This is a genomic window from Lentzea sp. NPDC055074 (assembly GCF_053608005.1).
In genome coordinates this window covers 367,226-390,835 of record NZ_JBSGUQ010000003.1, presented here as the reverse complement: position 1 = coordinate 390,835, position 23,610 = coordinate 367,226, and the positions used below count along the sequence as shown (strand labels likewise).

Here is a 23,610-nt window from a genome sequence, read left to right as displayed (position 1 = left end):
ACACCGCCGGGCGCGGTGGTCAGCCCGCGTACGGCCGGTTGAAACGGGGCGGGGTGTGCTCGACGTACCGGCCGTCGCCCGCCTGCCTGTTCAGGGCGCGAGGCGAGACGTCGGGCCAGCGACCCGTCCGCACGCGCTGGAGCACGAGGTCGATCGCGGCCACCTGCTCCCCCGTGGTGAACGTGCAGTGCCCGGCGGTCTGCACGTACGTCTGCCGCACGAACCTGTCGTTCCCCTTGCGGCGGGCCAGCGTCTCGTACGACTGCTGCTGCGCCACCGTGGAGATCTGGTCGCCCGTGCCGTTGACCGTGAGCACCGGAACGCGCACGTCACCCGTGAACACGATGCCCCGCGCCAGGTACTCCACGGCGGCCGGATCAGCGGCGACGCGCGGAGCGGCCGCGAGCTGCCGCAGATCGGCGACCAGGTCCAGCCCGGCGTCCGCGTACAACCGCGCGACGGCCAGCCGGTGGCTCGGTTCGGCCAGCGCGAACTGCCGGCCGTAGTCGACCCCGGTGTTCCAGGAGGGGTTGCCGCCCGCCAGCTGTTCGATGGCGCGCCTGCTGCTCATCGCCTGCCCGACGTAGGGCAGCGGGCCACCCGCCAGCGCCAGGTACATGCCGTTCTCCACCTCCGCGGAGTCCCACCAGCGCGGTACCGGCGTGGTGCCGCCGTCCGCCGCGAGCCCCCAGCCGGGGAGCTGCCCGATGGCGGACGCGAGCGCGATGCGCGCCCGTCCCCGCGCGGTGGACTGGGCCGCGGCCAGCGCCGAGATCCACTGCTGTTGCGCACCCGGCACGTCCGCGGGGATCCCCGTCACCGGCAGCGCGGAGCCGGGGAACAGCACCGTCTTCAGCGTGAACACGGTGTCGAGCTTCTGGTTCCACTGCCCGACCGAGCCACCGAGGCCACCGCACATCGGCACCGCGGCGTCGAACCGCCCGGGGTGGACCTGCGCGGCGCCCGCGGCGACGAAGCCACCCATCGAGCGGCCCTCGGCGATCGCCCACCGAGCGGGACCGAACGCCGTCTCGAACCGGTCGAGCGCGGCGGCCTGGTTGCCGATCGCCTGGGCGATGCGCCAGCCGGTGACGGTCCTGGTGGTACCGCCCACGGCGTACCCGCGCCCGACGAGGGCGGCGGTCAGCGGGGTGGTCAGACCTCCGGCGGCGAAGTCCATGTCGACCAGGACAGCGCCGTTCCACCGGTCCGGCTTGACGAACTGGTAGGGCGTGCCGTCGGCGAGGCTCCCGGACGTGCAGGCCGCGGCTTCGAGGCACGGACCCGCGTCCGGCCGCGCGGCACTGGCGGCGGGCACGCCGGACAAGAGGATCACCGCGGTCGTCAGGACGGTACCCAGATTGCGCACTGTGGACATCGATGTCTCCAGTCTCGCCGGACGTACATGTCGGGAGCGGGACCTATGATGTGCTCATCGAGCAACGACCGTCAACAATTATGTCGGATGACAACCCGGCGCCTCGCGCCGCGCCCGGCGAAGGCCACCGGCTCGGAGGTCGCGACCTACGACAGAGGCCGGCGAGGGTGGGAGCGGCGAGGCCTCTGGTCCGCGGCTGGCTCACAACGCCGTGTCGGTCCTGGAAGCCGGCCTCAGGAAACTGGGCGTCACCGAGGACGTCGTGCTGATGTCCTCCCTCGACGGTCCTGGACGTGCTGAAGGCCAGCCGAGAGGCCAAGAGGATGGCGTCCCCTGCGCGCGGGACGGCAGCGCGCCGTGTACCGCGAAGGAGTGAGCGTGACTTCGCCCGGAAAGGGGAACCTCTCTGGAGAGCTCCACCACCGCTCCGGCTCGAGGGGAACGAATGAACACGTCGGTCGTACAGACGCGAGTCGGCGACATCGCCGCCGATGTTGTTGCCGGGCAGTGGTTCTGGCACGAGCCGTGGCCTGGTTACCGGGTGCCGCTCCGCGCCGCCGCCGTCAGCCGGCACGGCCACGTCGTGCGCATCTTCACGACCGACCCGGCCCGTGAAGTCGTGCAGTACAGGTTCGACCGCCCCGTTCACCTCCTCCAGGACGACGACCGGATCGACTCGGTGAGCGGCGTTCTGCCGTTGAGCGACGTCGCGTGACTCTCATCTGGACGAGCAGGCGGATCAGCGCGGTGACGTAGTACGGCCCCGTGTCCGGCGACAGACCGCCGTTCACGGATTCGACACAGGTCCCGGGAGTTCGCCCCATCTCACGAGGCACGTTCGTCGAACACCTCACCATTCTTATTCGGCAGAAAATTGACGACCGTCACAGATCTGAATACCTTTGGCCCTCGGTTCCGGAATCTCTGACCGGAGGTCGGTCTTGGCCACGCGCGGATCAACTCTCATGACCCTCGTCGTCACACTGCTCACCGTCGCCGGGGTCCTGGTGGCACCACAGGCTTCCGCCGCTTCGCTGGTGGAGGTGACCGCCTTCGGAGACAACCCCGGCGGCATGCGCATGCACGTCTACGTGCCGGACAACCGCCCGGCCAGTCCCGCGATCGTGGTCGCCATGCACGGCTGTGGCGGTTCCGGCCCCGGCTTCTACTCCGGCAGCGAGTTCGCCTCGCTCGCCGACAGGCACGGCTTCGTCGTCATCTACCCGAGCGCGCAACAGGAAGCCGGGTTCGGCAAGTGCTTCGACACCTGGTCCGACGCCGCCAAGCGGCGCGGTGGCGGCAGTGATCCGGTGTCGATCGTCTCGATGGTGACCTACGTCCAGCAGCGCTACGGTGGCGACCCCGGCCGCGTCTTCGCCACCGGGTCTTCCTCCGGCGGCATGATGACCAACGAGATGCTCGCCCTCTACCCGGACGTCTTCAAGGCCGGCGCGGCGTTCATGGGCGTGCCCTTCGGTTGCTTCGCCAACGCCGCCGACTACCCGCCCGGCAGCAGCAGGTGTACGGGAAGCGGTGGCGCGAACCGCACCCCGCAGCAGTGGGGCGATCTCGTCCGGCAGGCCTACCCCGGCTACACCGGCCCCCGTCCGCGAATGCAGCTGTGGCACGGCACCGCGGACACGCTCGTGCCGTACTCCCTGCTGCAGGAGCAGGTCGAGCAGTGGACCAACGTGTTCGGCCTGAGCCAGACGCCGACGTCCACCGACACCCCGCGGGCCGGCTGGAACCGCAGCCGCTACGGCGACAAGGTCGAGTCCTACAGCATCCAGGGCGCCGGGCACAGCCTGCCGTCGTCCGGAATGGCCGCCGCCGCAGTCGAGTTCTTCGGCATCACCGGCAACCCCGATCCCGACCCGCCCGTGCCGGGCACGTGCAGCGTGAAGACGACCGTCAACGCCTGGAACAACGGCCTGACCGCGAGCCTCGCCATCACCAACAACGGCACCGCCGCGATCAACGGGTGGTCACTCGCCTTCACCCTGGCGGGTGGGCAGACCATCACCTCCGGCTGGAACGCGACCTACGCGCCGTCGACCGGACAGGTCACCGCGCGCAACGCCGGTTACAACGGCACGATCGCGCCCGGCAGGTCCGTCGACATAGGATTCCAGGCCACCCACACCGGCAACGCGGCCGCGCCTTCCTCGTTCACCCTCAACGGCACGACCTGCGCCGCCGGCTGACCGGGATCGTCGGGCGAGTTCGTCCTCGACGAACGCGGGCTCCTCGAGCGTGATGGCCGGGACGGCAGTCACGAGGATGACAGCGAGCTGGAACAGCGGCGGCAGGGTCCACACGCCGCTCACGTCGTGCAGCAGCCCGGCCCCGGAACCGGGTGCGGTCGTTGATGAGCACGAGGCAGATCGGGAAGAGGAGCACCCAGAGCAGTGTGAGTGTCGCGGGGCGAGGAGCAGACCGAGGTAGCCGAGCACGGAGCTCGCGACGCCGGCGGCGAGCAGCGCACCGGCCTCAGTGGGCGTCGAACCGGTGATGTCGCCGAGACCCTCCGGCAGTCTCCACTCCGGACTCCACGGTCCTGGCACCCCAGGCGATGAGGTTCTTCGACGCGACCCTGTCACTGGCCGCGGAACCGCGCGAGCTCCGGGTCTCCGAGGCACGGCGCCTGCTCGGGACCGAGCGGTCCATCACCGACGTCGCGTCCGGGTTCCGCGGCGAGACCCTGCTCCGCCGGGCTTTCCGAGCGGTGGCGGGGCACCACACCGGGCGAGCACCGCGCGTTATTGACAGATCGATCCATAACCTCGTAGTGTCCTCGGCATGGCACGACCACGGGAGTTCGACCGGGACGAGGCGTTGCGGAAGGCCACCAGGGTCTTCTGGGACAAGGGTTACGCCGCCACCTCGACCGACCACCTCCTCAAGGAGATGGGGATCGGCCGCCAGAGCCTCTACAACGCGTTCGGGGACAAGCGAAAGCTCTACCTGGAAGTGCTGGCGTCCTATCAGGACACCACGGTCGCCGGGCACGTCCGGCGCCTCACCGGCGAGGAGTCGCCGATCGAGGGGATCCGGCAGCTCCTGGCCGGAGTCGCGGCCGAGGACGACGAGGTCCGCGCACTGGGCTGCCTCGGTGTCGGCTCGGTCAGCGAGTTCGGCTCGACGGACCCCGAGCTGGCGCGGATGCGGGACAGGACGAACCGGATCCTGACGGAGGAGGTCTCCACCAGGGTTCGGGCGGGCCAGGCGGCCGGCGAGATCGACGAGTCGGTCGACGTCGCGAGCGCGACCGGGTTCGTGCTGCTCACGATGACCGGCCTGCAACTCTCGGCACGGGCAGGCGCGGACGTCGCGTCCATCCGGCAGCTGGCCGACTTCACGGTCGACCGCATCGCGGCACGCGCCTGACAACCACCCACGGCGCGGACTTTTCTTCGCGCCCCAGTTATTGACTGATCCATCCAGAAAGGGCTTTCCCATGAACACGCAGAACACCCGCCCCTCCGCCCTGGTCTTCGGCGGGTCCCGCGGTATCGGAGCGGCCGCCGTCACCCGGCTGGCAGCCGAGGGCCACGCGGTCACGTTCACCTACAACTCCAGCCCCGGCAAGGCACAGGACCTCGTCGAGGCGATCGAACGCGACGGCGGCCGCGCGTTCGCCGTGCAGGCCGACAGCGCCGATCCCGCCGCGATCCGCGCGGCCGTGGACCAGGCCGTCGGCCACTTCGGCGAGCTGGGTGTAGTCGTGGTCAACGCGGGCATCATGCGCGTGGGCACCATCGACACGGTGTCGTTGGAAGACCTCGACCTCATGCTCGACGTCAACGTCCGCGGCGTGTACCTCGCGATCCAGGCCACCGTCCCGCACCTCGCCGACGGCGCTCGTGTCATCACCATCGGCAGCAACGTCGCCATCCGCACCGGCACCCGCGGGGCCAGCGTCTACCAGCTCACCAAGACCGCGGTCGCCGGCATGGTCAAGGGCGTCGCACTCGACCTCGCACCGCGCGGCATCACCGTGAACAACGTCCAGCCCGGCCCCATCGACACCGACATCAACGCGGGCGCCCTCGACCAGCTCGCCGCGGGCAGCCCGCTGAACCGCGTCGGCGACCCGGCCGAGATCGCCGGCCTGATCGCGTTCCTCGCAGGCGACGACGCGCGTTACATCACCGGCGCGAGCCTCACCGCCGACGGCGGTTACACGCTCTGAAGGCACAACGCGGAGCGCACGCAACCCTGCTGTCCGAGTCGGTGACCGGACGATCAGGCAAGCGGCTTGCGGTACCGGACGTACTCGTTCCGCCGCCGGAAACCCACACTCTCGTAAAGGTCGTAGGAGCGGTGCGGATTCGCCGTGCCCGTGAACAGCCGCGCGGTCGTCGCACCCTGCTCGCGAAGACTTCGCAGCCCGTCCAGCAGCAGGGCGCGGCCGATTCCCAGGCGTCGTTGGTCCGTCCGGACACTCAACTCCTGGACCTCGCCCACGGTGTGGTGGTGACGGCGGAGGGCGCAGAGGGCGACGCCGACCACGTCCTCCCCGTTCCACGCCGCTCTCCAGCACGCAGGGTCGGCGGCGTCGACGAAGTCCCGGAAACTCCACTTCCGAGTGGGACTCTTGTCCGCGTACGAATCGACGACCGTCCTCCAGGCGGCGCGGTAGTGGCTCGTCCCGATCGGCCCCGTGCGCATCCCGGCCGGCAGTCCGCTGTCCGGCTCGGGCAGCTGCTGGAGATCACCCAGCTCCATCTCGACCAGGCTGAAGACACGTCGGTAGCCGGCTGCGAGCAGGAGCGCCGTGGCGTCCTGCTCGGAGGCCATGGCGTTCGCGCCGATCACCGCCGTGCGGGCCGTTCCGTGCTGTTCGACGAGCTGGCGGATCCGCTCTTCGGCCCAGCTCAGCATGGCCGAGCCGACGCCTTGGCTGCGATGGTCGGGCAGGAGGTAGCCGCGGTGCAGGTACAGCCACGTGTCGTCCCTCTCCTGCCACCACCGGATCGTCGAGTAGCCGACCACGGTCCCCTCGTGCGTCACCAGGATCTGGTTCTGGGAAGGCTCCTCCAGCTTGGCCGAGGCTTCGGCGATCTCGGCCGCTGCCGGGAGCCCTTCCACGACCGAACGGGCGTCGATCCCGTCCCGTTCAACGGACCCCTGCCGCACTGCGGCCATGGGGCCGTGGTCTTCGTCGCCGCGGTACGGCCGGAACCCGAAGCCCAGCGGAAGGATTGGTCCTGGCGCGTCATCCGACATGGTCGGATGATCTCGAACCGCGAGGCAGGCCCGCCACCCGTTTCACGCCGCGCTGCCGAGGATCTCGTCGATCAACGCGGAGGGCGGGCGGGATCTAGCTACCGCTCCGGGCGGTCCGGGTCCCCCGCGTCGCTGCGACGCACCAGCCAGGCTTCGGTGATGTGGGCGAACAGGGCCGCGGCGGCACCGTCCGGGTCGCGGGCCGCGATCCGTTCGCAGATGCGGCGGTGGCCCCGGTTCGGGGCCACGCACAGCGGTCCGTTCTGCCCAGGTAGCCGGCGGTGATGACGACCTGGCTCTCCAGCACGCGGACGACTCCCCTGGCGATCCGGTGGCCGGAGGTCCGCATGATCGTGCCGTGGAAGATCCGGTCCTGTTCGCGGTAGCGGCGGGGTCGTCCACGAGCCGGTCCACGAGCTCCACGACAGCGCGCAGCTCGTCGACGGTGTCCTGGTCGGCGGTACGAGCGGCGACCAGCGCCATGTCGAACTCGAGCAGCCGCCGGGTGACCACGAGGTCGTCGAGGACACCCGGCGTCTCGTGGTCACCCGGCGTCTCGTCCTCCTCGACGACGGCCCCGAGGACAAGTTCGTCGAGCACGTTCCACGCCAACGGGGGATCACCGGGGCGCCCGCGCCCTGATCCAGGTTGTGAGAGCGCTCTCAAACTACGGCGTACCGCTGTGCGAAAAGCAGCCGGGCGGGAGTCGGCACAACCGCGGAACCACTCTGCGCCAATGCTAAATATGTTAACGCTCACTTTAGCAAGATCCGTTCGAGCACATCGTCGAATCGAGTCGAACAATGGCTTCTACTAGCGCTTTGTAAGCGCTCAATTCTTCAGATGGACCATTCAGGTCAATCTGGGCAAGAAATCATGAACACCCCATTGTGAACGCGAACATAGAGCTGCGAGACTCCTGCGTGTCAGCCCTTCACCACGCTCATCGCCACGTGAGCGAAGGCGACGGCAGTGATCACCAGCAGTGGGCACGAAGTGTGGACGACGAAACTGACGTCGAGGTCGGCGAGCTGACATCCCGCACCACACAACCGGAGGGGACGGCCCTGCGGATCGGACGAGAAGTCCGCTGCGGCGCTCCCCTGCCATTGGGGAGACGATGATGGCGACGACAACACGAAGGTTCTGGACGCACCTCGCCGTGGCGGTGGGCCTGATCCTGGCGATGGCCACTCCGGTGCGGGCGGACAACCCGATCGTGCAACACATCTACACCGCCGACCCGGCGCCGCTGGTCCACAACGGACGGGTCTACCTCTACACAGGACACGACGAGGACGGCTCGACCTGGTTCACCATGAAGGAGTGGCGGGTCTGGTCGTCGGCCGACATGGTGAACTGGACCGACCACGGTTCTCCCCTGAACCTCGCCTCGTTCAGCTGGGCGAAACAGGACGCGTGGGCCGGTCAGGCCGTGGAACGCAACGGCAAGTTCTACTGGTACGTCCCCATGGTCACCAAGGCGACGGGACGCCCTGCCATCGGTGTCGCCGTCGCCGACAGCCCCACCGGCCCGTTCCGCGACGCCCTCGGCCGGCCCCTGGTGGAGAACGGCGAGATCGACCCGACGGTGATGATCGACGGCGACGGCCAGGCGTACCTGTACTGGGGCAACCCCAACCTGTCCTACGTCCGGCTCAACGCCGACATGATCTCCTACTCGGGCGGCATCACCAGGATCCCGCTCACCACCGCCGGGTTCGGCACCCGCACCGGTGACCCGAACCGGCCCACCCTCTACGAGGAAGGTCCCTGGGTCTACAAGCGCAACGGCCTGTACTACAACGTCTTCGCCGCCAAGTGCTGCTCGGAGTTCATCGCCTACTCCACGGCGCCGAGCCCGACCGGGCCGTGGACCTACCGCGGCACCGTGATGGCGACGCAGGGCAGCAGCTTCACCAACCACCCCGGCATCGTCGACTTCAAGGGCGGCTCGTACTTTTTCTACCACAACGGTGCCCTGCCCGGCGGTGGCGGCTTCACCCGCTCCGTGGCCGTGGAGAAGTTCAGCTACAACGCCGACGGCACCATCCCGTCCATGAGCATGACGACGGCAGGACCACCCGCCGCGGACACGCTCAACCCCTACGCCCGCCAAGAGGCCGAGACGATCGCGTGGGGCAGCGGCATCGAGACCGAGGTCTCCAGCGAAGGCGGCATGAACGTCGGTTTCATCAACAACGGTGACTACATCAAGGTGAAGAACGTCGCTTTCGGCGCCGGTGCGACACTCTTCGCCGCCCGCGTCGCGTCCACCACCGCCGGCAGTTCCGTCGAGGTCCGTTCCGGCAGCCCGACCGGTCCACTCGCCGGCACCTGCACGGTGCCCAACACGGGCGGCTGGCAGACGTGGACCACCGTCTCGTGCCCGGTCAGCGGGCTGACCGGCACCCGTGACCTCTACCTGAGGTTCAGTGGCGGCGGCAGCTACCTGCTCAACGTGAACTGGTGGCAGTTCGGCTCGGGCGGCATGAACCCGTAGCCCGGTGCCCCGGCGTACACCGCGAGCCAAGCCGTCACCAACACCTGACCGGGCGACCACCAGGCCGAGCTCACGGTGACGAACGAGCGACGTGACGTGCTCGGCGTCCTGAACCGCCGGCGCACGTGCACAAGTTCGTCCTCACCCCTCTCGTCGCGGGTGTGCTGCTGACTGTCCACAACGGATCCCGGCTCCCGGCTGCCACCGCCGGGGGTCGGTTCGACGACCGCGAAAGCTCATTGGAGGGACAGGATGTCCGACCTGAACCGGCGGCAGCTCATGAAGCTCGGCGCGGGTGTCGTGCTGACTCACGCGGGGTGGACCGCGACGGCCGACACCGCCTCCTCGGCACCCCCGGAGGTGCGGGCGGTCAACGACCTGGCGCTGTGGTACGACCGCTCGGCCGGCTCGGACTGGCTGCGCGCGCTGCCGGTGGGCAACGGCAGACTCGGTGCGATGGTGTTCGGCAACACCGACACCGAACGCCTCCAGCTCAACGAGGACACGGTGTGGGCGGGCGGTCCGCACGACTACAGCAACCCGCGTGGTGCCGGATCGCTCGCCCAGATCCGGCAGCTCGTGTTCAACGACCAGTGGACGCAGGCGCAGTCCCTGATCGACCAGACGATGCTGGGCATCCCGGCCGGACAGCTCGCCTACCAGACCGTCGGTGACCTCCGGCTGGCGCTGCCCTCCGCGAGCGCGTCGGGATACCAGCGGTGGCTCGATCTCACCACCGCGACGACCGTCGTGACGTACACGGCGAACAACGTGCGCTATCGACGTGAGGTGTTCGCGAGCGCGCCGGACCAGGTGATCGTGATGCGCCTGACCGCGGAGACACCGGGCTCGATCTCTTTCACCGCGTCATTCGGTTCACCGCAACGCACGACGACCTCCAGCCCGGACGCCACGACGATCGCGCTGGACGGCGTCTCCGGTACCCAGCGGGGCATCGCGGGCACCGTCCGGTTCCTCGCGCTGGCCAGGGTGGTACCGGAGGGCGGCTCCACGACCAGTTCGGGTGGCACGCTGCGGGTGACCAACGCCAGCGCGGTGACCCTGCTGATCTCCATCGGCACCAGCTACGTCGACCATCGCACGGTCGACGGCGACTACCAGGGCATCGCCCGCGGCCGCCTGAACGCCGCCCAGGGCGTCGCCCACGGCACCCTGCTCGCCCGCCACGTCGCCGACTACCAGGCGCTGTTCGGGCGGGTCGCCCTCGACCTCGGGCGCACGACGGCGGCCGACCAGCCGACCGACGTCCGCATCACCCGGCACGCGAGCACCGCCGACCCGCAGTTCTCCGCCCTGCTGTTCCAGTACGGCCGCTACCTGCTGATCTCGTCGTCGCGCCCCGGCACACAACCGGCGAACCTGCAGGGCATCTGGAACGACTCGCTGACCCCGTCGTGGGACTCGAAGTACACGATCAACGCCAACCTGCCGATGAACTACTGGCACGCGGACACCACGAACCTCGGCGAGTGCTTCCAGCCGGTGTTCCGCATGATCAACGACCTCGCGGTCACCGGTGCCCGCACGGCCCAGGTGCAGTACAACGCCCGCGGCTGGGTCACCCACCACAACACCGACGCCTGGCGCGGTACCTCAGTCGTCGACTTCGCCCAGGCCGGCATGTGGCAGACGGGCGGTGCGTGGCTCTCGACGATGATCTGGGACCACTACCGCTTCACCGGCGACGTGAACTTCCTGCGCACGTACTACCCGGCGCTCAAGGGATGCGCGCAGTTCTTCCTCGACACGCTGGTCACCGATCCCCGTCTCGGCCACCTCGTCACCAACCCGTCGAACTCCCCCGAGCTCAACCACCACACGAACGCCAGCGTGTGCGCCGGGCCGACGATGGACATGCAGATCCTGCGCGACCTGTTCGACGGGTGCGCCGGCGCGTCGGAGGTGCTGGGGGTCGACGCCGACTTCCGCACGCAGGTGCGCGCGGCCCGGCAACGGCTCGCGCCGACGAGGGTCGGCTCGCGCGGCAACGTCGTGGAGTGGCTGCACGACTGGGTGGAGACAGAGCCGCAACACCGGCACGTCTCGCACCTCTACGGCCTGCACCCGAGCAACCAGATCACCAGGCGCGGCACTCCCCAGCTGCACACCGCGGCCCGCAGGACGCTCGAGCTGCGCGGTGACGACGGCACCGGGTGGTCGCTCGCGTGGAAGATCAACTTCTGGGCGCGGCTGGAGGAGGGCGGCCGGGCGCACGACCTCATCCGCTCCCTCGTGCGGACGGACCGGCTGGCGCCCAACATGTTCGACCTGCACCCGCCGTTCCAGATCGACGGCAACTTCGGCGCGACCTCCGGCATCACCGAGATGCTGCTGCACAGTCACAACGGCGAGCTGCACGTGCTGCCCGCCCTGCCCCCGGCCTGGCCCGCCGGCAGCGTCACGGGTCTACGGGGACGCGGCGGGCACACCGTCGGCGCGACCTGGAGCGCCGACGGCACCGTCAGCCTGTCCGTCACACCGGACCGCGACGGCACCGTCCGCATCCGGAACCGGATCTTCGGCGGCACCTACGAGCTGCGCGACACGACGACGGGCACCGCGATCGCACCGGCGAAGCCGGAGTCCGACGTCGCCGAGCTCCTCGTCGAGGCCGGGCACACCTATCGCGCGACGGGCCAGGGCACGGGATCGGGGCCGGTGGTCCGGCCGGGGGTGTACTACCGCCTCGTCGCGCGGCACAGCGGGAAGTGCGCCGACATCAGCGGCGTGTCCACCGCGGCCGGCGCACTGGCGCAGCAGTGGTCGCGGACCAGCGGACTCAACCAGCAGTTCGACTTCATCGACGCCGGCGGCGGTTACCACCGGATCCGCGCCCGCCACAGCGGTCTCGTGCTGCAGACCGCGAGTGCGAGCAGCGGCGCGGACATCACGCAGCAGAGCGACACCAACGCGACCAGCCAGCAGTGGCAGGTGGTCGACCAGGGCGGCGGGGTGATCAGCCTGGTCAACCGGCAGAGCGGCCTCGCCGTGGACGTCTGGGAGGCGTCGGCCGCCGACGGCGCCCGCTTGTCCCAGTGGGCCCCGAGCGGGGCGGAGAACCAGCGATTCCAACTCCAGCAGGTGTGACGGACGGAAGGGACGACGATGTTCCATCAGCACAAGGGGTTCTGCCATGTTCCGGCGTAGGACCGCGATCGCTCTCGCGGCCGCCAGCGCCGTGGTGTTCCTGGGCGCGGCGGGGATCGCGCTCGGCGGTACGGTTCCCGGCGGTCAGGCCGGCACCGCCGCGGCCACCGCGGGGTGCGGCAAGCCCCCCGCACTGGCGAGCGGCCAGCACACGATCAGCAGCGGCGGCCAGAACCGCTCGTTCATCCTGCGGCTGCCGCCCAACTACGACAGCAACCGCCAGTACCGGCTGTTCGTCGGGTTCCACTGGCTCGGAGGCACCGCGAACGACGTCGACTCCGGCGGCTCCGACGGCTACAACTGGTCCTACTACGGACTGCGCAGGCTCTCCGACGCCGCCAACAACGGCACGATCTTCGTCGCACCGCAAGGCAACAGCAACGGCTGGGCCAACCCCGGCGGCCAGGACACGACCTTCGTCGACGACGTGCTTCGGCGCTTGGACGCGGGGTTGTGCATCGACACGACGCAGCGCTACGCCGGTGGCTTCAGCTACGGCGGCGGCATGTCCTATGCGCTCGCCTGCGCTCGCGCCACCGTGTTCCGTGCGGTCGTGGTCTACGCCGGCGCGCAGCTCAGCGGCTGCGACGGTGGCACCCAGCCCATCGCCTACATGGGCATCCACGGTGTCAGCGACAACGTCCTCGGCATCGGCCAAGGTCGCGGGTTGCGCGACAGGTTCGTGCGCAACAACGGCTGCACGGCCCAGAACGCGCCGGAACCAGGCGCGGGCAGCCGGACGCACATCATCACCCACTACAGCGGCTGCCGAGCGGGTTTCCCCGTGGTGTGGGCGGCGTTCGACGGCGGGCACACACCGGGACCGATCGACTCCGGCGGCGACGGCTGGCGCACCTGGACGTCCGGTGAGGCGTGGAAGTTCATCAGCCAGTTCGAGGGCGGCGGCGGCCCTACGAGCACCACGACGACGACCACGCCACCGCCAGGGGACGCGGAGTGCCAGATCACCGATGTGATCAACGCCTGGAACACCGGCCTGACGTCGACCATCACCGTCAAGAACACCGGCTCCTCGCCGATCAGCGGGTGGTCGCTGGCCTTCACCCTGCCCGGCGGGCAGACCATCACGTCCGGCTGGAGTGCCACCTACTCCCCCGCCTCGGGCGCGGTCACCGCCAGGAACGTCTCGTACAACGCCGACATCGCGCCCGGCGCGTCGATCGGCATCGGCTTCCAGGCGAGCCACACCGGAAATGCCGCGGCACCGGCCTCGTTCTCCCTCAACGGCAAGGCCTGCACCGTCTCCTCCTCCTGACAGAGAGTGCGGAAACCCATGCGTCAGAGCAACTTCCTCCAGCGGGTGCGGTGGTTGACAGCCGCCGCCTGCGCCGTCTTCCTGGTCGTCAGCGGCGGGGTGGCCGGCGCTCAACCGGTGTCCCCGGCCATCGGTGACTCCGGCCCGGTGGCGGCCGCGTGCGGCCAGGCCCCCGCACTGCGCAGCGGCACCCACACGATCCAGAGCAGCGGCAAGTCCCGCTCGTTCATCCTGAGCGTGCCCGACAACTACGACCCCAACCGCCGGTATCGACTGGTGTTCGGCTTCCACTGGCTCGGCGGTACCGCCGCGCAGGTGGCCGGAGGTGGCAGCGACGGTGACGTCTACGCCCACTACGGGCTGCGCAGGCTGGCGGACAACTCGGCGATCTTCGTCGCCCCGCAGGGCCTCGACAACGGCTGGGGCAACTCCGGCGGCGAGGACGTGCGGTTCGTCGACGACATGATCAGCCGGATCGAGGGCGACCTCTGCGTCGACCCGGCGCAGCGCTTCTCCCTGGGCTTCAGCTACGGCGGCGCGATGAGCATCTCCCTCGCGTGCTCCCGCCCGACCGTGTTCCGCGCGATCGCCGCCATCGCCTCGCCCGGCGAGATCAGCGGGTGCGCGGGCGGCACCGCGCCCGTGGCCTTCATGGGGATCCACGGCATCAGCGACAACATCGGCTCCGGCCGGGGCCAGCGCGACAGGTGGGTCCGCAACAACGGCTGCAGTCCGCAGAACGCGCCCGAGCCCTCACGAGGCAGCAACACGCACATCACCACCGCCTACTCGGGCTGCCGCAGCGGTTACCCGGTGGTGTGGGCGCCCTTCGACGGCGGCCACCAGCAGGGACCGGTGGACGGCTGCGCGGGCTGTGAGAGCGGAGCGAGGAGCTGGGTCAAGACCGAGGTGTGGAGGTTCTTCACCGGCGACACGACCCCTGCCCCGACTCCGTTCCGGTTGCGCGGTGAGGCTTCCGGCCGTTGCCTCGACGTCAACGGCGGCGGCACCGCCAACGGCACCCAGATGATCGCGTGGGACTGCCACACCAACGCGAACCAGCGGTTCAGCGGCAACGGCCAGGCCCTGCAGGTCGTGGGCAAGTGCCTGGACGCGCCCCTCAACGCCGGGTCCGGCGCCAGGGTGCAGATCTGGGACTGCAACGGTGGTACCAACCAGAACTGGACCATCGGCACGAACGGCACCGTCACCAGTGTCCAGACAGGACTCTGTCTGAACTCCACCGGCACCGCCAACGGAGCGGCCGTGACCGTGGCGACCTGCAACGGCAGCACCGGCCAGCGCTGGGCCAAGGCCTAGCGGAGAGGGGTGAAAGGCGGCCAACGGGAGCGCCGGCCGCCTTTCACCTGGGCACACCGGCCCAGCAGGGCAGATGGAACCCCACCTTTCACCGATGAAACGAGGGTTGCGATGTTCAACAGCCGAACCCTGCGACGGCGGGCCCGTTCGACGCTGGCCGTCCTGGCCGCCGCGGGACTCACAGCGACGACCCTGGTGGTCCTCCCCGGCCCCGCCGCCGCGGCGGCGAGCACGCTGGGTGCCGCCGCGGCGCAGCGCGACCAGTGACGCCGGCGCGGCGGCGTGGGTCGATCCACCCAACGGCTATCCCGAATGGAACAACAACATCGGGTACTTCCAGGTCAACTCCCGGCCGGCACACGCCACGTTCATGCCCTGCGCCGACCTCCAGCAGGTGCTGACCGGGGAGCGCACGAACTCTCCGTTCCGGCTCGACCTGACCGCCACCTGGCGGTTCAAGCACGTCACCCGCGCGGCCGACCGGGACCAGAACCTCTGGCGCACCGACTACGACGACAGCGGCTGGGCCGCTCTCCCGGTGCCGTCCAGCTGGCAGCTGCACGGCTACGACAACCCGATCTACGTCGAGGCCGGTACTCCGGTGGCGCAACGCCCACCGCGATCCGCGAGCGTGGTGGTCCTCCCCCGCGGCGACGCTCATCCGGTGATCGATCTGATCCTGCCGGACAGGGCGCGGAACAGTCCCCTGTTCCCGCCCGCGGAAGTGCTCGCCGACGTCTGGTGGGACCTCGGCCACCAGCTGGTCCGCGGCACTCCGCCGATCCAGATCGGCGGAGTGCCCTGGATGGAACAGGACGACACGTTCGAGATCGCGGCCGAGGAGGCCGGGAACCAGCCCGAGGACTGGGCGCTGCTCGGCAGCTGGACGCCCGAGGGCGACGGCGAGCACCACGGCTACCTCATCGGCTCCCTCCAGATGCTGGTCAGACGCGAGGACGTGACCGCACGCCGTTTCGACCGCCTGTCACTGTTCTGGCAACAGCAGGGCTGATCGAGCAGTGCTGTGAACCGCGTCGCGGCCCTCGCCGCCTTGCCGGGCAGCGGCACCGACGCGGCAGCCAGCGACCTCCCTGGAGGCGAACACGGTCGTCCGGCCGCACCTGCCCTCTACGTCCGCGCCCGGTCGTCGGCATCCGGTTGCAGCATCGGGCGGATCTCCCGGGCGCAGTCGACGAGCGTCCGCACCACCGGCAGGTCCACGTCCCTCGACCGCCACGCGACCACGTCGGCCAGCCGGACGTCGAGCTCGGCGAGAGGGCGCCACACCATGGAGGTGAAAGGGGTGACCAGGGCGGCCGTCCTCCGCGCGAGGAACGTGACACCGTCGCCGATCGCCACCAGCGCCAGGAGCGCCTCCAGGTCGGCGACCTCCGTGATCGCGCCGAGGTGGGCGCCCCGCGCCTGGAAGGCGGCGGCGATCTCGGTGTGCAGGCGGGGATCGCGCTCCCGCGGCTCGAGGACCACCCGCTCCCCCGCCAGGTCCCGCAACCGGACGTCCTCGCGTGACGCGAGCGGGTGGCCGACGGCGACCAGCAGCCCGAGCCGGTCGCTCACCATCTCCATCGAGGACAACGCGTCGTCGGAGGGCCTCTGCGTTCCGCAGGCGAAGGCGATCGTCCCGTCGCGAAGAGCGGCCCACTGCTCGGTGCCGCTCATCGCGACGAGCTCGAGACGCACGCGGGGAGCACGCCCGCGGAACGCGGCCATGAGCGACGCCAGCGCGCCGGTGAACGTGGAACCCTGCTCGAACCCGATGGCCACGGTGCCCTGGCGGCCCTGCGCGACGTCCCTGACCTCCTCGACGGCGGACGCGACGCTCGCGAGCACGCCGCGCGCCCGTTCCGCGAAGACCCTTCCGGCGGCGGTGAGCCTGATCCCGCGACCCGCGGGCTCGAAGAGCTCGACGTCCAGCTCCTCCTCGAGGTCCTTCATCTGGCGGCTCAACGGGGACTGCGACACGTGCAACCGCTCGGCGGCCCTGCGGAAGTTCTGCTCCTCGGCGATCGCCACGAAGTAGCGGAGGTGTCTCAGTTCCACGGGCCCGACCGATGCCCCAGAGGTCTCATGGAACGCCATTCTATGTCTTGGACAGATCAATCGGTCCGCCCTAACGTCGATTTCATGATCTCCACGAGCAAGGGCCGCCTCACGTCGCTGCTCCTCGACCTCACCACGCACGAGACCGAGGTCCGCCACGTCGAGGAGATCGGCCCCCACTTCCGGCTGGTCTCGCTCACGGGCGACGGGCTGAGGAACGCGTCCTGGACTCCCGGCGACATCGTGCAGGTCATCGTCGTGGGTGCGGCGTTGCTCGGTCCCTGGGAGATCCGCTCCTACACCCCGCTGGCGCTCGATCCGGAGACGGGGACGGCCGAGATCCTCTGGTACCTCCACGGCGGCGGTCCCGGCTCCGACTGGGGTGCGACCGCGACCGCGGGCACGTCCTGCCGCGTGGTGGGCCCACGTCGCGCGGTCTCACTGCTGAAACCGCGGCGGCCCCTGGTGTTCTTCGGTGACGAGACGTCGTTCAGCACCGCCGTCGCGGCTCGTGAGACGCCTTCGGGACACCGCGACGCGCGGTTCGTCTTCGAGGTGGACTCGGTCGAGGAGTCCCGCGCCGTCCTGGGGCGGTTCGGCCTGGCCGACGCCGTGCTCGTCGCCCGTGCCCCCGGCGACGAGCACCTGGACGCGGTCGAACGCGAGGTGCTGAGCGCCCACCGTTCCTCCGGATCCGGTGTGCTGACCGGCAAGGCGTCGTCGATCCAACGCCTCTACCGGGCGTTGCGCTCGGCCGGCGCGCAGGGTCGCCAGATCAGCAACATCCCCTACTGGGCGCCGGGGAAGAAGGGCCTCAAAGGCCATTAGGACCGCAGTCGCGGCAGATGCGCGCCTCTTGAAGCCGAAGTGACCAGGATCCGGCGAGTCCGGCTCGTCTCGCTACTTGCGCCGTCGTGGTTTGCGGTCCGGGTCCGGGGGAACTCGTCGGATGTCCAACCGCCCCGGACCCAGGCGACAGGGATTCTCGGGGACGTTCTCTCACATCACGTCTCCCTGCACCGATCCGGCACCGCCGCGCTCACCTGGCGGCCGATGCCCCGGTTGCAGGGACGTTCCCGGGTTCCGGTCCACGCCGAACGCAAGCTCGAGGAGACCGCCGTGACCAACCCGACCATCACCGCAGCCAAGCCACCCGCACAGACCACGAGCTCCGAGATCGCGACTTCCAACGGGAGCATGCTCTCCTCCTCCGAGGGGACGACCACCGTCGCCGACACCGTGGTCCAGAAGATCGCTGGACTCGCCACGCGCGAGATCCCCGGCGTGTACGCGCTGGGCGGCGGAGCGGCGCGCGCCTTCAGTTCGCTGCGCGAGCGCATCCCCGGTGCCACGGCCTCGGCGGGTCAGGGCGTCTCGGTCGAGGTCGGCGAGCGACAGGCCGCCATCGACCTGCACATCCTCGTCGAGTACGGCGTGTCCATCGCCGACCTGTCCACCGCGGTGCGCCGCAACGTGATCGGCGCGGTCGAACAGATGACGGGCCTGGAGGTGGTGGAGGTCAACATCGCGGTCACCGACGTCCACATCCCCGGCGAGGACGACGACGACAGGACCCCGGAACCCGGTCGGGTGCAGTGAGCCCCGAGATCGAGGCGATGGTCGTCGCCACCGCGGTGAAGCTCCTCCCCCAGGTGGCGGGGCCGCACAGCGGCCGGTACGGCGAGATCGCCACCCTTCTGCCGGGCCGCAGGATCGACGGGGTCCGCCTGCGCCCCGACGAGATCGTCATCGGCGTCGTAGCGCGGTACCCGGCCACCACCGCCGAGCTCGACGCGGCCGTGCGCGCCGCCGTCCACACCGCGATCGGGAGAGTCGGGTCCCCGGTCCACCTGTGGATCGGTGACATCGCGTTTCCCCGCGTCCTGTCACCCGGCATCACCACCGGGCGTCGCTCGGCACTCCAGCTCTCCTTGCCCTCCACGACAGCCGGGGCGCCGAGCCGCGCTCCGGCCACCACAGCAGGGACAACACCGTGAACTCGACCACCACCGGGATGCTCGCGGGCATCGCGCTCGGTTTCGCCGCCGCGTTCGGCGGTTTCGGCGCCTTCATCGTCGTGCTGCTGCTCGGTGCGGCCGGGCTCGTCGTCGGCAGGGTCCTCGACGGCAAGCTCGACGTCTCGGCGCTGGCCGGCCGCGACCGGACCTGACCGTCGTGACCACCGCGGACCTTGCGGTACAAGGGAACAAGACCGACCCCGGCGCACGCGGCAGCCTCACGATCAGCGAGGTCGCGGTGGAGCGGATCGCCGCGCACGCGGCCCTCGAGGTCGACGGCATCGGTGGTTCGGCGCTGCGCGTGCTCGGTGTGACGGTCGGCTCCGAGGAGGCAGAACGGGACGTGCGGGTCGCCGCCAGCGTCACCGGTGCGGTCGTCGCGCTCGACGTGCGGCTGTCGATCACCTACCCGGCGCCGGTGGGCAGCACGACGGAGGCCGCGCGAGCGCACCTGACCCGCCGGATCCACGAGATGACCGGCCTGAGCGTCTCGAAGGTCGACATCACCGTCACCGCGCTGCACTGCGCGCTCGTGGCCGCGCGGAGGATCCGATGACACGGTTGCCCCGCCGCAGCACACCGGCCGTGCTGGTGGCTCTGACCGTCCTCGCGGTCTGCGTTCTCGTCGCCGTCGTGTCGGTGCAGATGATCCTCGGGCAGGACCCGTGGGTCGATCCCCGCGCCCTCTTCGGTGCGCTGCACGACACCCGCTGGGCCGACCCCGTCGTCACGCTCACCGCCGCGGCCTGCGTGGTGCTCGGTGCGGGGCTGCTGCTGTGCGCGGTGCTTCCCGGAAGGCCCACCGTCCTGCCGTTGCGAGACGACGACCCGGACACGAGCTCCACAGTGGACTCCGGCACCACTCGCCGGAGCCTGCGCAACGTCCTGCGCACCGCCGCCTCCTCGGTCGACGGCGTGACCGCCACCAGACTCGACCTCGGACGGCGCACCGTCACCGCGACCATCCGCACGGACCGCACGATCACCGAAGGGCTCGCCGACGCCGTTCGCGGCGCTCTCGAGAACCGCCTCGACCACGTCGGGCCGGCCGCGCGACCGGCCGTGGTCGTCCGGGTCAGGGCCAGGAGAACACCATGAGCAACCTGGAGAGGCCATCAGGGCTCAACCGAGTCGTGCTGGCGATCATCGGCCTGGTGCTGCTCGTCGCCGGCGGTGTCGTCGTGGCCGAGACGGTCGCCACCCTGAACGTGCTCAGCCCCGACGCACCTCTCGTTCCCGGCGATGCCCTGCCGCCGGCGTGGGTCTGGCCCGTCACCGCGGTCTGCGCGGTCGCTCTCGGGCTCCTGGCGACCCGGTGGCTCGTCGCACAAGCGGACCGCACACCGAAGACCGGCACCTGGCGGTTCGACGTCGGCCCCGGCGAGGGCCGGACCGAACTCGCCGCGCGCACCGCCATCGCCCCCTTGCTGGCCGAGGTGGAGACCTACCCCGGCGTGCACGCCGTGCACGGCACCCTGGCCGGGCGCCGGGACGACCCGGCTCTGGCGCTGGTGATCAGCACGACGCGGGACGGCGAGCCCGGCACGATCCGCCACGGACTCGTCACGAACGGGTTGCCAAGACTGCGACAGGCCCTCGGCATCGACCGGTTGCCCACGACCGTCGAGTTCCACCTCACCGACAAGCCCGGCCCGCGAACACCTGCACGACATGCTCATCAGGAGCAGGCACCCGACCTCGACGCGAAGCCACCTGACGACCTCAGCCTCGTGCGTGCCGAACAACGAATCCGTGCGGTCCACCGAGGGAGGGTCCCACCATGGATCTCTGGCTCATCTGGCTGATCATCGGCCTGGTCCTGGCCATCGCCGAGATCTTCACGCTCACGGCGGCGCTCGGCCTGCTCGGCGTCGCGGCTCTCACCACGGCGGGGTCGGCGGCGATCGGTCTTCCGCTCACCGGTCAGCTCGTGGTGTTCAGCGTCGTGTCCGCAGCCGGTGTGGTGCTCGTGCGGCCCTGGGCGCGGCGAATGATGCTGCAGCCGCGGCTCGAACGGTTCGGCGTGGAGGCGTTGGTCGGTGCTTCGGCCTACGTGCTGCGCGAGGTGAACGACCACGAGGGCCTGGTGCGCCTGCGTGGCGAGGACTGGACGGCTCGCCCGTACGACACGTCCGTCGTCATCCCGGCCGGAAGCACGGTCGACGTACTGCACATCGACGGCACCACCGCCGTCGTCTACCCACGGGAGTGAGCCATGTCCACACTGCTCGTCGCCGGACTCGTGCTCGCGATCTTCGCGGCGTTCACCGTCCTGCGCGCCGTGCGCATCGTGCCGCAAGCACGTGCGCGCAACGTCGAACGCCTGGGCCGCTACCAGCGCACCCTCACGCCCGGCCTCAACTTCGTCATCCCCTACGTCGACCGCGTCTACCCGCCGATCGACCTGCGTGAACAGGTGGTGTCGTTCCAGCCGCAGCCGGTGATCACCGAGGACAACCTGGTCGTCGAGATCGACACGGTGCTCTACTTCCAGGTCACCGACCCCCGCGCCGCCGCCTACGAGATCGCCAGCTTCCTGCAGGCGGTCGAACAGCTCACCGTCACCACCCTGCGCAACGTCGTCGGATCCATGGATCTCGAGAAGACCCTCACCTCACGCGACACGATCAACAACCAGCTGCGCGGAGTGCTCGACGACGCGACCGGCAAGTGGGGCCTGCGCGTCAACCGCGTGGAGATCAAGGCCATCGACCCGCCGCAGAGCATCAAGGAGGCGATGGAGAAGCAGATGCGGGCCGAACGCGACAAGCGGGCCGCGATCCTCAACGCCGAAGGACAACGCCAGTCGCAGATCCTCACCGCCGAAGGCGACAAGCAAGCCGCCGTACTGCGCGCCGAAGGAAACCGGGCCGCCACCATCCTGAAGGCGGAGGGCGAGTCCCGCGCCATCGACCAGGTCTTCCAGTCCGTGCACCGCAACGACCCCGACCCCAAGCTCCTCGCCTACCAGTACCTGCAGATGCTGCCCAAGCTCGCGGAAGGTCCCGGCAACACGTTCTGGGTGATCCCGAGCGAGGTCACCACCGCGCTGCAGGACGTCTCCAAGGCGTTCTCCGAGGCGCTGCCGCGATCAGCCGCGGCCGGGCACGACGAGGCCGTGGAGGCCGCCGCCGCGCAGGCCGAGAAGGACGTCGCCCAGGCGAGCGAGGCAGCGGCGGAAGCGGTCTCGGACGCCGCGGACGCCGCCGCACCGGTGACCGCGCTGCGACCGGAACCAGCGGGTCGCTGAGAGGGCGTGGACGGCCGGCGAGATCGGGAGGCGCGGCGACGTCGAGCCCCTTTCAGTCCACTCGGGACGCTGCTGGAGCGGACGGCAGCGCGAACGGCTCGGTGTCGTCGACCCCGAGATCGAGCAGGACGACCGCGCCGACATGACGCTCTCTCCGATGGCCGCACCGGCCACCGCGGACTTCCTCGTCCGGATGAACCACGCCCTCCGGCTCAGGGCTGTGGTCGAGGCACCGTCCGCAGGTGAGCTAGCCTGGGTCCAGATTGTGGGTGACCTGATGAGTGAGCCTGACTTAGGCCCGTTGAGCCGTCATGGCTCTGAGTTGCTGGACGACAGCACCGAACAAGCGCCGCACGAGCGGGCGATCGAAGTTCTCGAACAGGCTGTCGCGGCGGGCGAAGTCGCTGCCGCCCGGCTGCTGGCCCGCGGTTACCTCGAGCAGGGCCGGCTCATCGAGGCGCACGAGCTGCTCGGTCCCCTGGTCGCGACCGGACGTGCCGATCTCTCCGACGTGCTGGCCGACGTGCTGGCCGACCTCGGTCTGACCGACGACGCCGAGCGCGCGTACCTGGTGGCGGTCGACCAGGGCGACAGCAAGGCGATGAACAACTTCGCGTTGTTCCTGGCCGAGCAGGGGCGCTTCGACGAGGCCGTGGGGATGTTCGAGCGCGCTGTCGAACTGGGCGACACTCTGGCGCCCGCCAACCTGGCCCGCACCCATCTGCACGACCGGCACGACGTCGTCACCGCGCTCGCCGTCGCCGAGCAGAACCTCGACACGGCCAAACCGACGACCCACTGCGCACTCGCCGAGGTCTACGCCGAACTCGGACGCTTGAACGAAGCCGAGCGGCTGCTGCGCACGGCCATCGACCTGGACGCACAGCAAGCGCACATCGACTACGCCAAGTTCCTGCTCCGCCGCCGCGCAGATCCCACGTCCGCCGGACGCGAGTTCCGGCTGGCCGACGAGATCGGCGAGCCCGCCGCCGGCTACCACCTCGGCGCGTTCCTGCTCGACCACGGTGACGAGGACGAAGCCGTCGACGTGCTCGAGCGGGCCGCCTCGTGGGGCGATCTCGACGCTCGACGGCTGCTGGACACCGAGTTCGAACTCGTCTCGGAGCCGTGAGAGCACGACGGCGGACGCGGATGACCAGGACCTGACCCGAGCCCAGGTCCGGCCGGCGTCGGGGAGTGGTGGCCCAAGTCCAGCCGGCGTCGCGGAGCAGTGGCCCAAGTCCAGCCGACGTCGCGGAGCAGTGGCCCAAGTCCAGCCGACGTCGCGGAGCAGTGGCCCAAGTCCAGCCGGCGTCGCGGAGCAGTGGCCCAAGTCCAGCCGGCGTCGCGGAGCAGTGGCCCAAGTCCAGCCGGCGTCGCGGAGCAGTGGCCCAAGTCCAGCCGGCGTCG

Annotated in this window: 25 protein-coding genes; 20 read left to right on the top strand and 5 right to left on the bottom strand. The window is 70.1% G+C overall.

What is annotated here, in order from left to right; translation table 11 throughout:
• Window positions 1–19 precede the first annotated feature (19 nt).
• Window positions 20–1,378 carry an alpha/beta hydrolase family protein gene (locus tag ACWF7A_RS09015; RefSeq protein WP_452249889.1) on the bottom strand — a complete coding sequence of 453 codons (1,359 nt, stop codon included), beginning with the start codon at window positions 1,376–1,378 and terminating at the stop codon, window positions 20–22.
• Between the two features lie 445 nt (window positions 1,379–1,823).
• On the opposite strand from ACWF7A_RS09015, the gene ACWF7A_RS09010 reads away from it, so the two are divergent.
• Window positions 1,824–2,093, top strand: a complete 270-nt coding sequence (locus ACWF7A_RS09010) for a hypothetical protein (RefSeq protein WP_452249888.1) — start codon at window positions 1,824–1,826, stop codon at window positions 2,091–2,093.
• 250 nt (window positions 2,094–2,343) lie between these two features.
• Window positions 2,344–3,582 carry an extracellular catalytic domain type 1 short-chain-length polyhydroxyalkanoate depolymerase gene (locus ACWF7A_RS09005; protein ID WP_452249887.1) on the top strand — a complete coding sequence of 413 codons (1,239 nt, stop codon included), beginning with the start codon at window positions 2,344–2,346 and terminating at the stop codon, window positions 3,580–3,582.
• A 392-nt stretch (window positions 3,583–3,974) separates the two neighbouring features.
• Here ACWF7A_RS09005 and ACWF7A_RS09000 read toward each other — a convergent pair whose 3' ends face one another.
• On the bottom strand, window positions 3,975–4,157 hold the full coding sequence (locus tag ACWF7A_RS09000; RefSeq protein ID WP_452249886.1) for a hypothetical protein: 183 nt from the start codon (window positions 4,155–4,157) through the stop codon (window positions 3,975–3,977).
• A gap of 20 nt (window positions 4,158–4,177) precedes the next feature.
• Between ACWF7A_RS09000 and ACWF7A_RS08995 the strand changes: the two genes are divergently transcribed.
• Window positions 4,178–4,765, top strand: coding sequence for a TetR/AcrR family transcriptional regulator (locus tag ACWF7A_RS08995; protein WP_452249885.1), 588 nt, complete (start codon window positions 4,178–4,180; stop codon window positions 4,763–4,765).
• Between the two features lie 70 nt (window positions 4,766–4,835).
• The gene (locus ACWF7A_RS08990; protein WP_452249884.1) at window positions 4,836–5,570 is read left to right on the top strand and encodes an SDR family NAD(P)-dependent oxidoreductase; all 735 of its coding nucleotides are present in this window, start codon (window positions 4,836–4,838) and stop codon (window positions 5,568–5,570) included.
• Window positions 5,571–5,623: 53 nt separating this feature from the next.
• Here the strand turns inward: ACWF7A_RS08990 and ACWF7A_RS08985 are convergent, their stop codons facing one another.
• Window positions 5,624–6,607 (bottom strand): GNAT family N-acetyltransferase, encoded by a 984-nt coding sequence (locus tag ACWF7A_RS08985; RefSeq protein ID WP_452249883.1) that lies wholly within the window; start codon window positions 6,605–6,607, stop codon window positions 5,624–5,626.
• A gap of 98 nt (window positions 6,608–6,705) precedes the next feature.
• Entirely contained in the window at window positions 6,706–6,855 is a 150-nt protein-coding gene (locus ACWF7A_RS08980) for a hypothetical protein (RefSeq protein ID WP_452249882.1), read from the bottom strand.
• Between the two features lie 875 nt (window positions 6,856–7,730).
• Between ACWF7A_RS08980 and ACWF7A_RS08975 the strand changes: the two genes are divergently transcribed.
• From ACWF7A_RS08975 to ACWF7A_RS08950, 6 genes are all read left to right on the top strand, one after another.
• Window positions 7,731–9,110 carry a glycoside hydrolase family 43 protein gene (locus tag ACWF7A_RS08975; RefSeq protein ID WP_452249881.1) on the top strand — a complete coding sequence of 460 codons (1,380 nt, stop codon included), beginning with the start codon at window positions 7,731–7,733 and terminating at the stop codon, window positions 9,108–9,110.
• 252 nt (window positions 9,111–9,362) lie between these two features.
• A complete protein-coding gene (locus ACWF7A_RS08970; protein ID WP_452249880.1) occupies window positions 9,363–12,218 on the top strand; it encodes a glycosyl hydrolase family 95 catalytic domain-containing protein in 2,856 nt (951 codons plus the stop codon).
• Window positions 12,219–12,264: 46 nt separating this feature from the next.
• Complete coding sequence (locus ACWF7A_RS08965; RefSeq protein ID WP_452249879.1) at window positions 12,265–13,554, top strand: cellulose binding domain-containing protein; 1,290 nt, start codon at window positions 12,265–12,267, stop codon at window positions 13,552–13,554.
• Window positions 13,555–13,572: 18 nt separating this feature from the next.
• Window positions 13,573–14,874, top strand: a complete 1,302-nt coding sequence (locus ACWF7A_RS08960) for a ricin-type beta-trefoil lectin domain protein (RefSeq protein ID WP_452249878.1) — start codon at window positions 13,573–13,575, stop codon at window positions 14,872–14,874.
• 111 nt (window positions 14,875–14,985) lie between these two features.
• Window positions 14,986–15,141 (top strand): hypothetical protein, encoded by a 156-nt coding sequence (locus tag ACWF7A_RS08955; RefSeq protein WP_452249877.1) that lies wholly within the window; start codon window positions 14,986–14,988, stop codon window positions 15,139–15,141.
• Window positions 15,113–15,886 (top strand): hypothetical protein, encoded by a 774-nt coding sequence (locus ACWF7A_RS08950; protein WP_452249876.1) that lies wholly within the window; start codon window positions 15,113–15,115, stop codon window positions 15,884–15,886. The genes ACWF7A_RS08955 and ACWF7A_RS08950 overlap by 29 nt, the downstream gene beginning before the upstream one ends.
• 116 nt (window positions 15,887–16,002) lie before the next feature.
• On the opposite strand, the gene ACWF7A_RS08945 is transcribed toward ACWF7A_RS08950, so the two are convergent.
• The gene (locus ACWF7A_RS08945; RefSeq protein ID WP_452249875.1) at window positions 16,003–16,932 is read right to left on the bottom strand and encodes a LysR family transcriptional regulator; all 930 of its coding nucleotides are present in this window, start codon (window positions 16,930–16,932) and stop codon (window positions 16,003–16,005) included.
• An 84-nt stretch (window positions 16,933–17,016) separates the two neighbouring features.
• Here ACWF7A_RS08945 and ACWF7A_RS08940 point away from each other — a divergent pair, with 84 nt between their 5' ends.
• The 10 genes from ACWF7A_RS08940 (at window position 17,017) to ACWF7A_RS08895 (ending at window position 23,332) form a co-directional block, all read left to right on the top strand.
• Window positions 17,017–17,760: a siderophore-interacting protein gene (locus tag ACWF7A_RS08940; protein ID WP_452249874.1), complete on the top strand. Its 744-nt coding sequence runs from the start codon at window positions 17,017–17,019 to the stop codon at window positions 17,758–17,760.
• A 291-nt stretch (window positions 17,761–18,051) separates the two neighbouring features.
• Window positions 18,052–18,531, top strand: a complete 480-nt coding sequence (locus ACWF7A_RS08935; RefSeq protein ID WP_452249873.1) for an Asp23/Gls24 family envelope stress response protein — start codon at window positions 18,052–18,054, stop codon at window positions 18,529–18,531.
• Window positions 18,528–18,929, top strand: a complete 402-nt coding sequence (locus ACWF7A_RS08930) for a hypothetical protein (protein WP_452249872.1) — start codon at window positions 18,528–18,530, stop codon at window positions 18,927–18,929. The genes ACWF7A_RS08935 and ACWF7A_RS08930 overlap by 4 nt, the downstream gene beginning before the upstream one ends.
• Window positions 18,926–19,102, top strand: coding sequence for a hypothetical protein (locus tag ACWF7A_RS08925; protein ID WP_253325557.1), 177 nt, complete (start codon window positions 18,926–18,928; stop codon window positions 19,100–19,102). The genes ACWF7A_RS08930 and ACWF7A_RS08925 overlap by 4 nt, the downstream gene beginning before the upstream one ends.
• Before the next feature lie 5 nt (window positions 19,103–19,107).
• Window positions 19,108–19,506 carry an Asp23/Gls24 family envelope stress response protein gene (locus ACWF7A_RS08920; RefSeq protein WP_452249871.1) on the top strand — a complete coding sequence of 133 codons (399 nt, stop codon included), beginning with the start codon at window positions 19,108–19,110 and terminating at the stop codon, window positions 19,504–19,506.
• Window positions 19,503–20,048 carry a DUF6286 domain-containing protein gene (locus ACWF7A_RS08915; RefSeq protein WP_452249870.1) on the top strand — a complete coding sequence of 182 codons (546 nt, stop codon included), beginning with the start codon at window positions 19,503–19,505 and terminating at the stop codon, window positions 20,046–20,048. Before ACWF7A_RS08920 ends, ACWF7A_RS08915 begins: the two co-directional genes overlap by 4 nt.
• Window positions 20,045–20,755, top strand: a complete 711-nt coding sequence (locus tag ACWF7A_RS08910) for an alkaline shock response membrane anchor protein AmaP (protein WP_452249869.1) — start codon at window positions 20,045–20,047, stop codon at window positions 20,753–20,755. The genes ACWF7A_RS08915 and ACWF7A_RS08910 overlap by 4 nt, the downstream gene beginning before the upstream one ends.
• Window positions 20,731–21,162, top strand: coding sequence for an NfeD family protein (locus ACWF7A_RS08905; protein WP_452249868.1), 432 nt, complete (start codon window positions 20,731–20,733; stop codon window positions 21,160–21,162). Before ACWF7A_RS08910 ends, ACWF7A_RS08905 begins: the two co-directional genes overlap by 25 nt.
• Before the next feature lie 3 nt (window positions 21,163–21,165).
• Window positions 21,166–22,200, top strand: a complete 1,035-nt coding sequence (locus tag ACWF7A_RS08900) for an SPFH domain-containing protein (protein ID WP_452249867.1) — start codon at window positions 21,166–21,168, stop codon at window positions 22,198–22,200.
• Window positions 22,201–22,522: 322 nt separating this feature from the next.
• A complete protein-coding gene (locus tag ACWF7A_RS08895) occupies window positions 22,523–23,332 on the top strand; it encodes a tetratricopeptide repeat protein (protein ID WP_452249866.1) in 810 nt (269 codons plus the stop codon).
• Window positions 23,333–23,610: the final 278 nt, after the last annotated feature.

What these genes read in the sequence shown, in the direction of transcription:
- ACWF7A_RS09015 (WP_452249889.1), bottom strand. Translation starts at nt 1,378, where the DNA reads ATGTCCACAGTGCGCAATCTGGGTACCGTCCTGACGACCGCGGTGATC.
- ACWF7A_RS09010 (WP_452249888.1), top strand. Translation starts at nt 1,824, where the DNA reads ATGAACACGTCGGTCGTACAGACGCGAGTCGGCGACATCGCCGCCGAT.
- ACWF7A_RS09005 (WP_452249887.1), top strand. Translation starts at nt 2,344, where the DNA reads ATGACCCTCGTCGTCACACTGCTCACCGTCGCCGGGGTCCTGGTGGCA.
- ACWF7A_RS09000 (WP_452249886.1), bottom strand. Translation starts at nt 4,157, where the DNA reads ATGGATCGATCTGTCAATAACGCGCGGTGCTCGCCCGGTGTGGTGCCC.
- ACWF7A_RS08995 (WP_452249885.1), top strand. Translation starts at nt 4,178, where the DNA reads ATGGCACGACCACGGGAGTTCGACCGGGACGAGGCGTTGCGGAAGGCC.
- ACWF7A_RS08990 (WP_452249884.1), top strand. Translation starts at nt 4,836, where the DNA reads ATGAACACGCAGAACACCCGCCCCTCCGCCCTGGTCTTCGGCGGGTCC.
- ACWF7A_RS08985 (WP_452249883.1), bottom strand. Translation starts at nt 6,607, where the DNA reads ATGTCGGATGACGCGCCAGGACCAATCCTTCCGCTGGGCTTCGGGTTC.
- ACWF7A_RS08975 (WP_452249881.1), top strand. Translation starts at nt 7,731, where the DNA reads ATGGCGACGACAACACGAAGGTTCTGGACGCACCTCGCCGTGGCGGTG.
- ACWF7A_RS08970 (WP_452249880.1), top strand. Translation starts at nt 9,363, where the DNA reads ATGTCCGACCTGAACCGGCGGCAGCTCATGAAGCTCGGCGCGGGTGTC.
- ACWF7A_RS08965 (WP_452249879.1), top strand. Translation starts at nt 12,265, where the DNA reads ATGTTCCGGCGTAGGACCGCGATCGCTCTCGCGGCCGCCAGCGCCGTG.
- ACWF7A_RS08960 (WP_452249878.1), top strand. Translation starts at nt 13,573, where the DNA reads ATGCGTCAGAGCAACTTCCTCCAGCGGGTGCGGTGGTTGACAGCCGCC.
- ACWF7A_RS08955 (WP_452249877.1), top strand. Translation starts at nt 14,986, where the DNA reads ATGTTCAACAGCCGAACCCTGCGACGGCGGGCCCGTTCGACGCTGGCC.
- ACWF7A_RS08940 (WP_452249874.1), top strand. Translation starts at nt 17,017, where the DNA reads ATGATCTCCACGAGCAAGGGCCGCCTCACGTCGCTGCTCCTCGACCTC.
- ACWF7A_RS08915 (WP_452249870.1), top strand. Translation starts at nt 19,503, where the DNA reads ATGACACGGTTGCCCCGCCGCAGCACACCGGCCGTGCTGGTGGCTCTG.
- ACWF7A_RS08910 (WP_452249869.1), top strand. Translation starts at nt 20,045, where the DNA reads ATGAGCAACCTGGAGAGGCCATCAGGGCTCAACCGAGTCGTGCTGGCG.
- ACWF7A_RS08905 (WP_452249868.1), top strand. Translation starts at nt 20,731, where the DNA reads ATGGATCTCTGGCTCATCTGGCTGATCATCGGCCTGGTCCTGGCCATC.
- ACWF7A_RS08900 (WP_452249867.1), top strand. Translation starts at nt 21,166, where the DNA reads ATGTCCACACTGCTCGTCGCCGGACTCGTGCTCGCGATCTTCGCGGCG.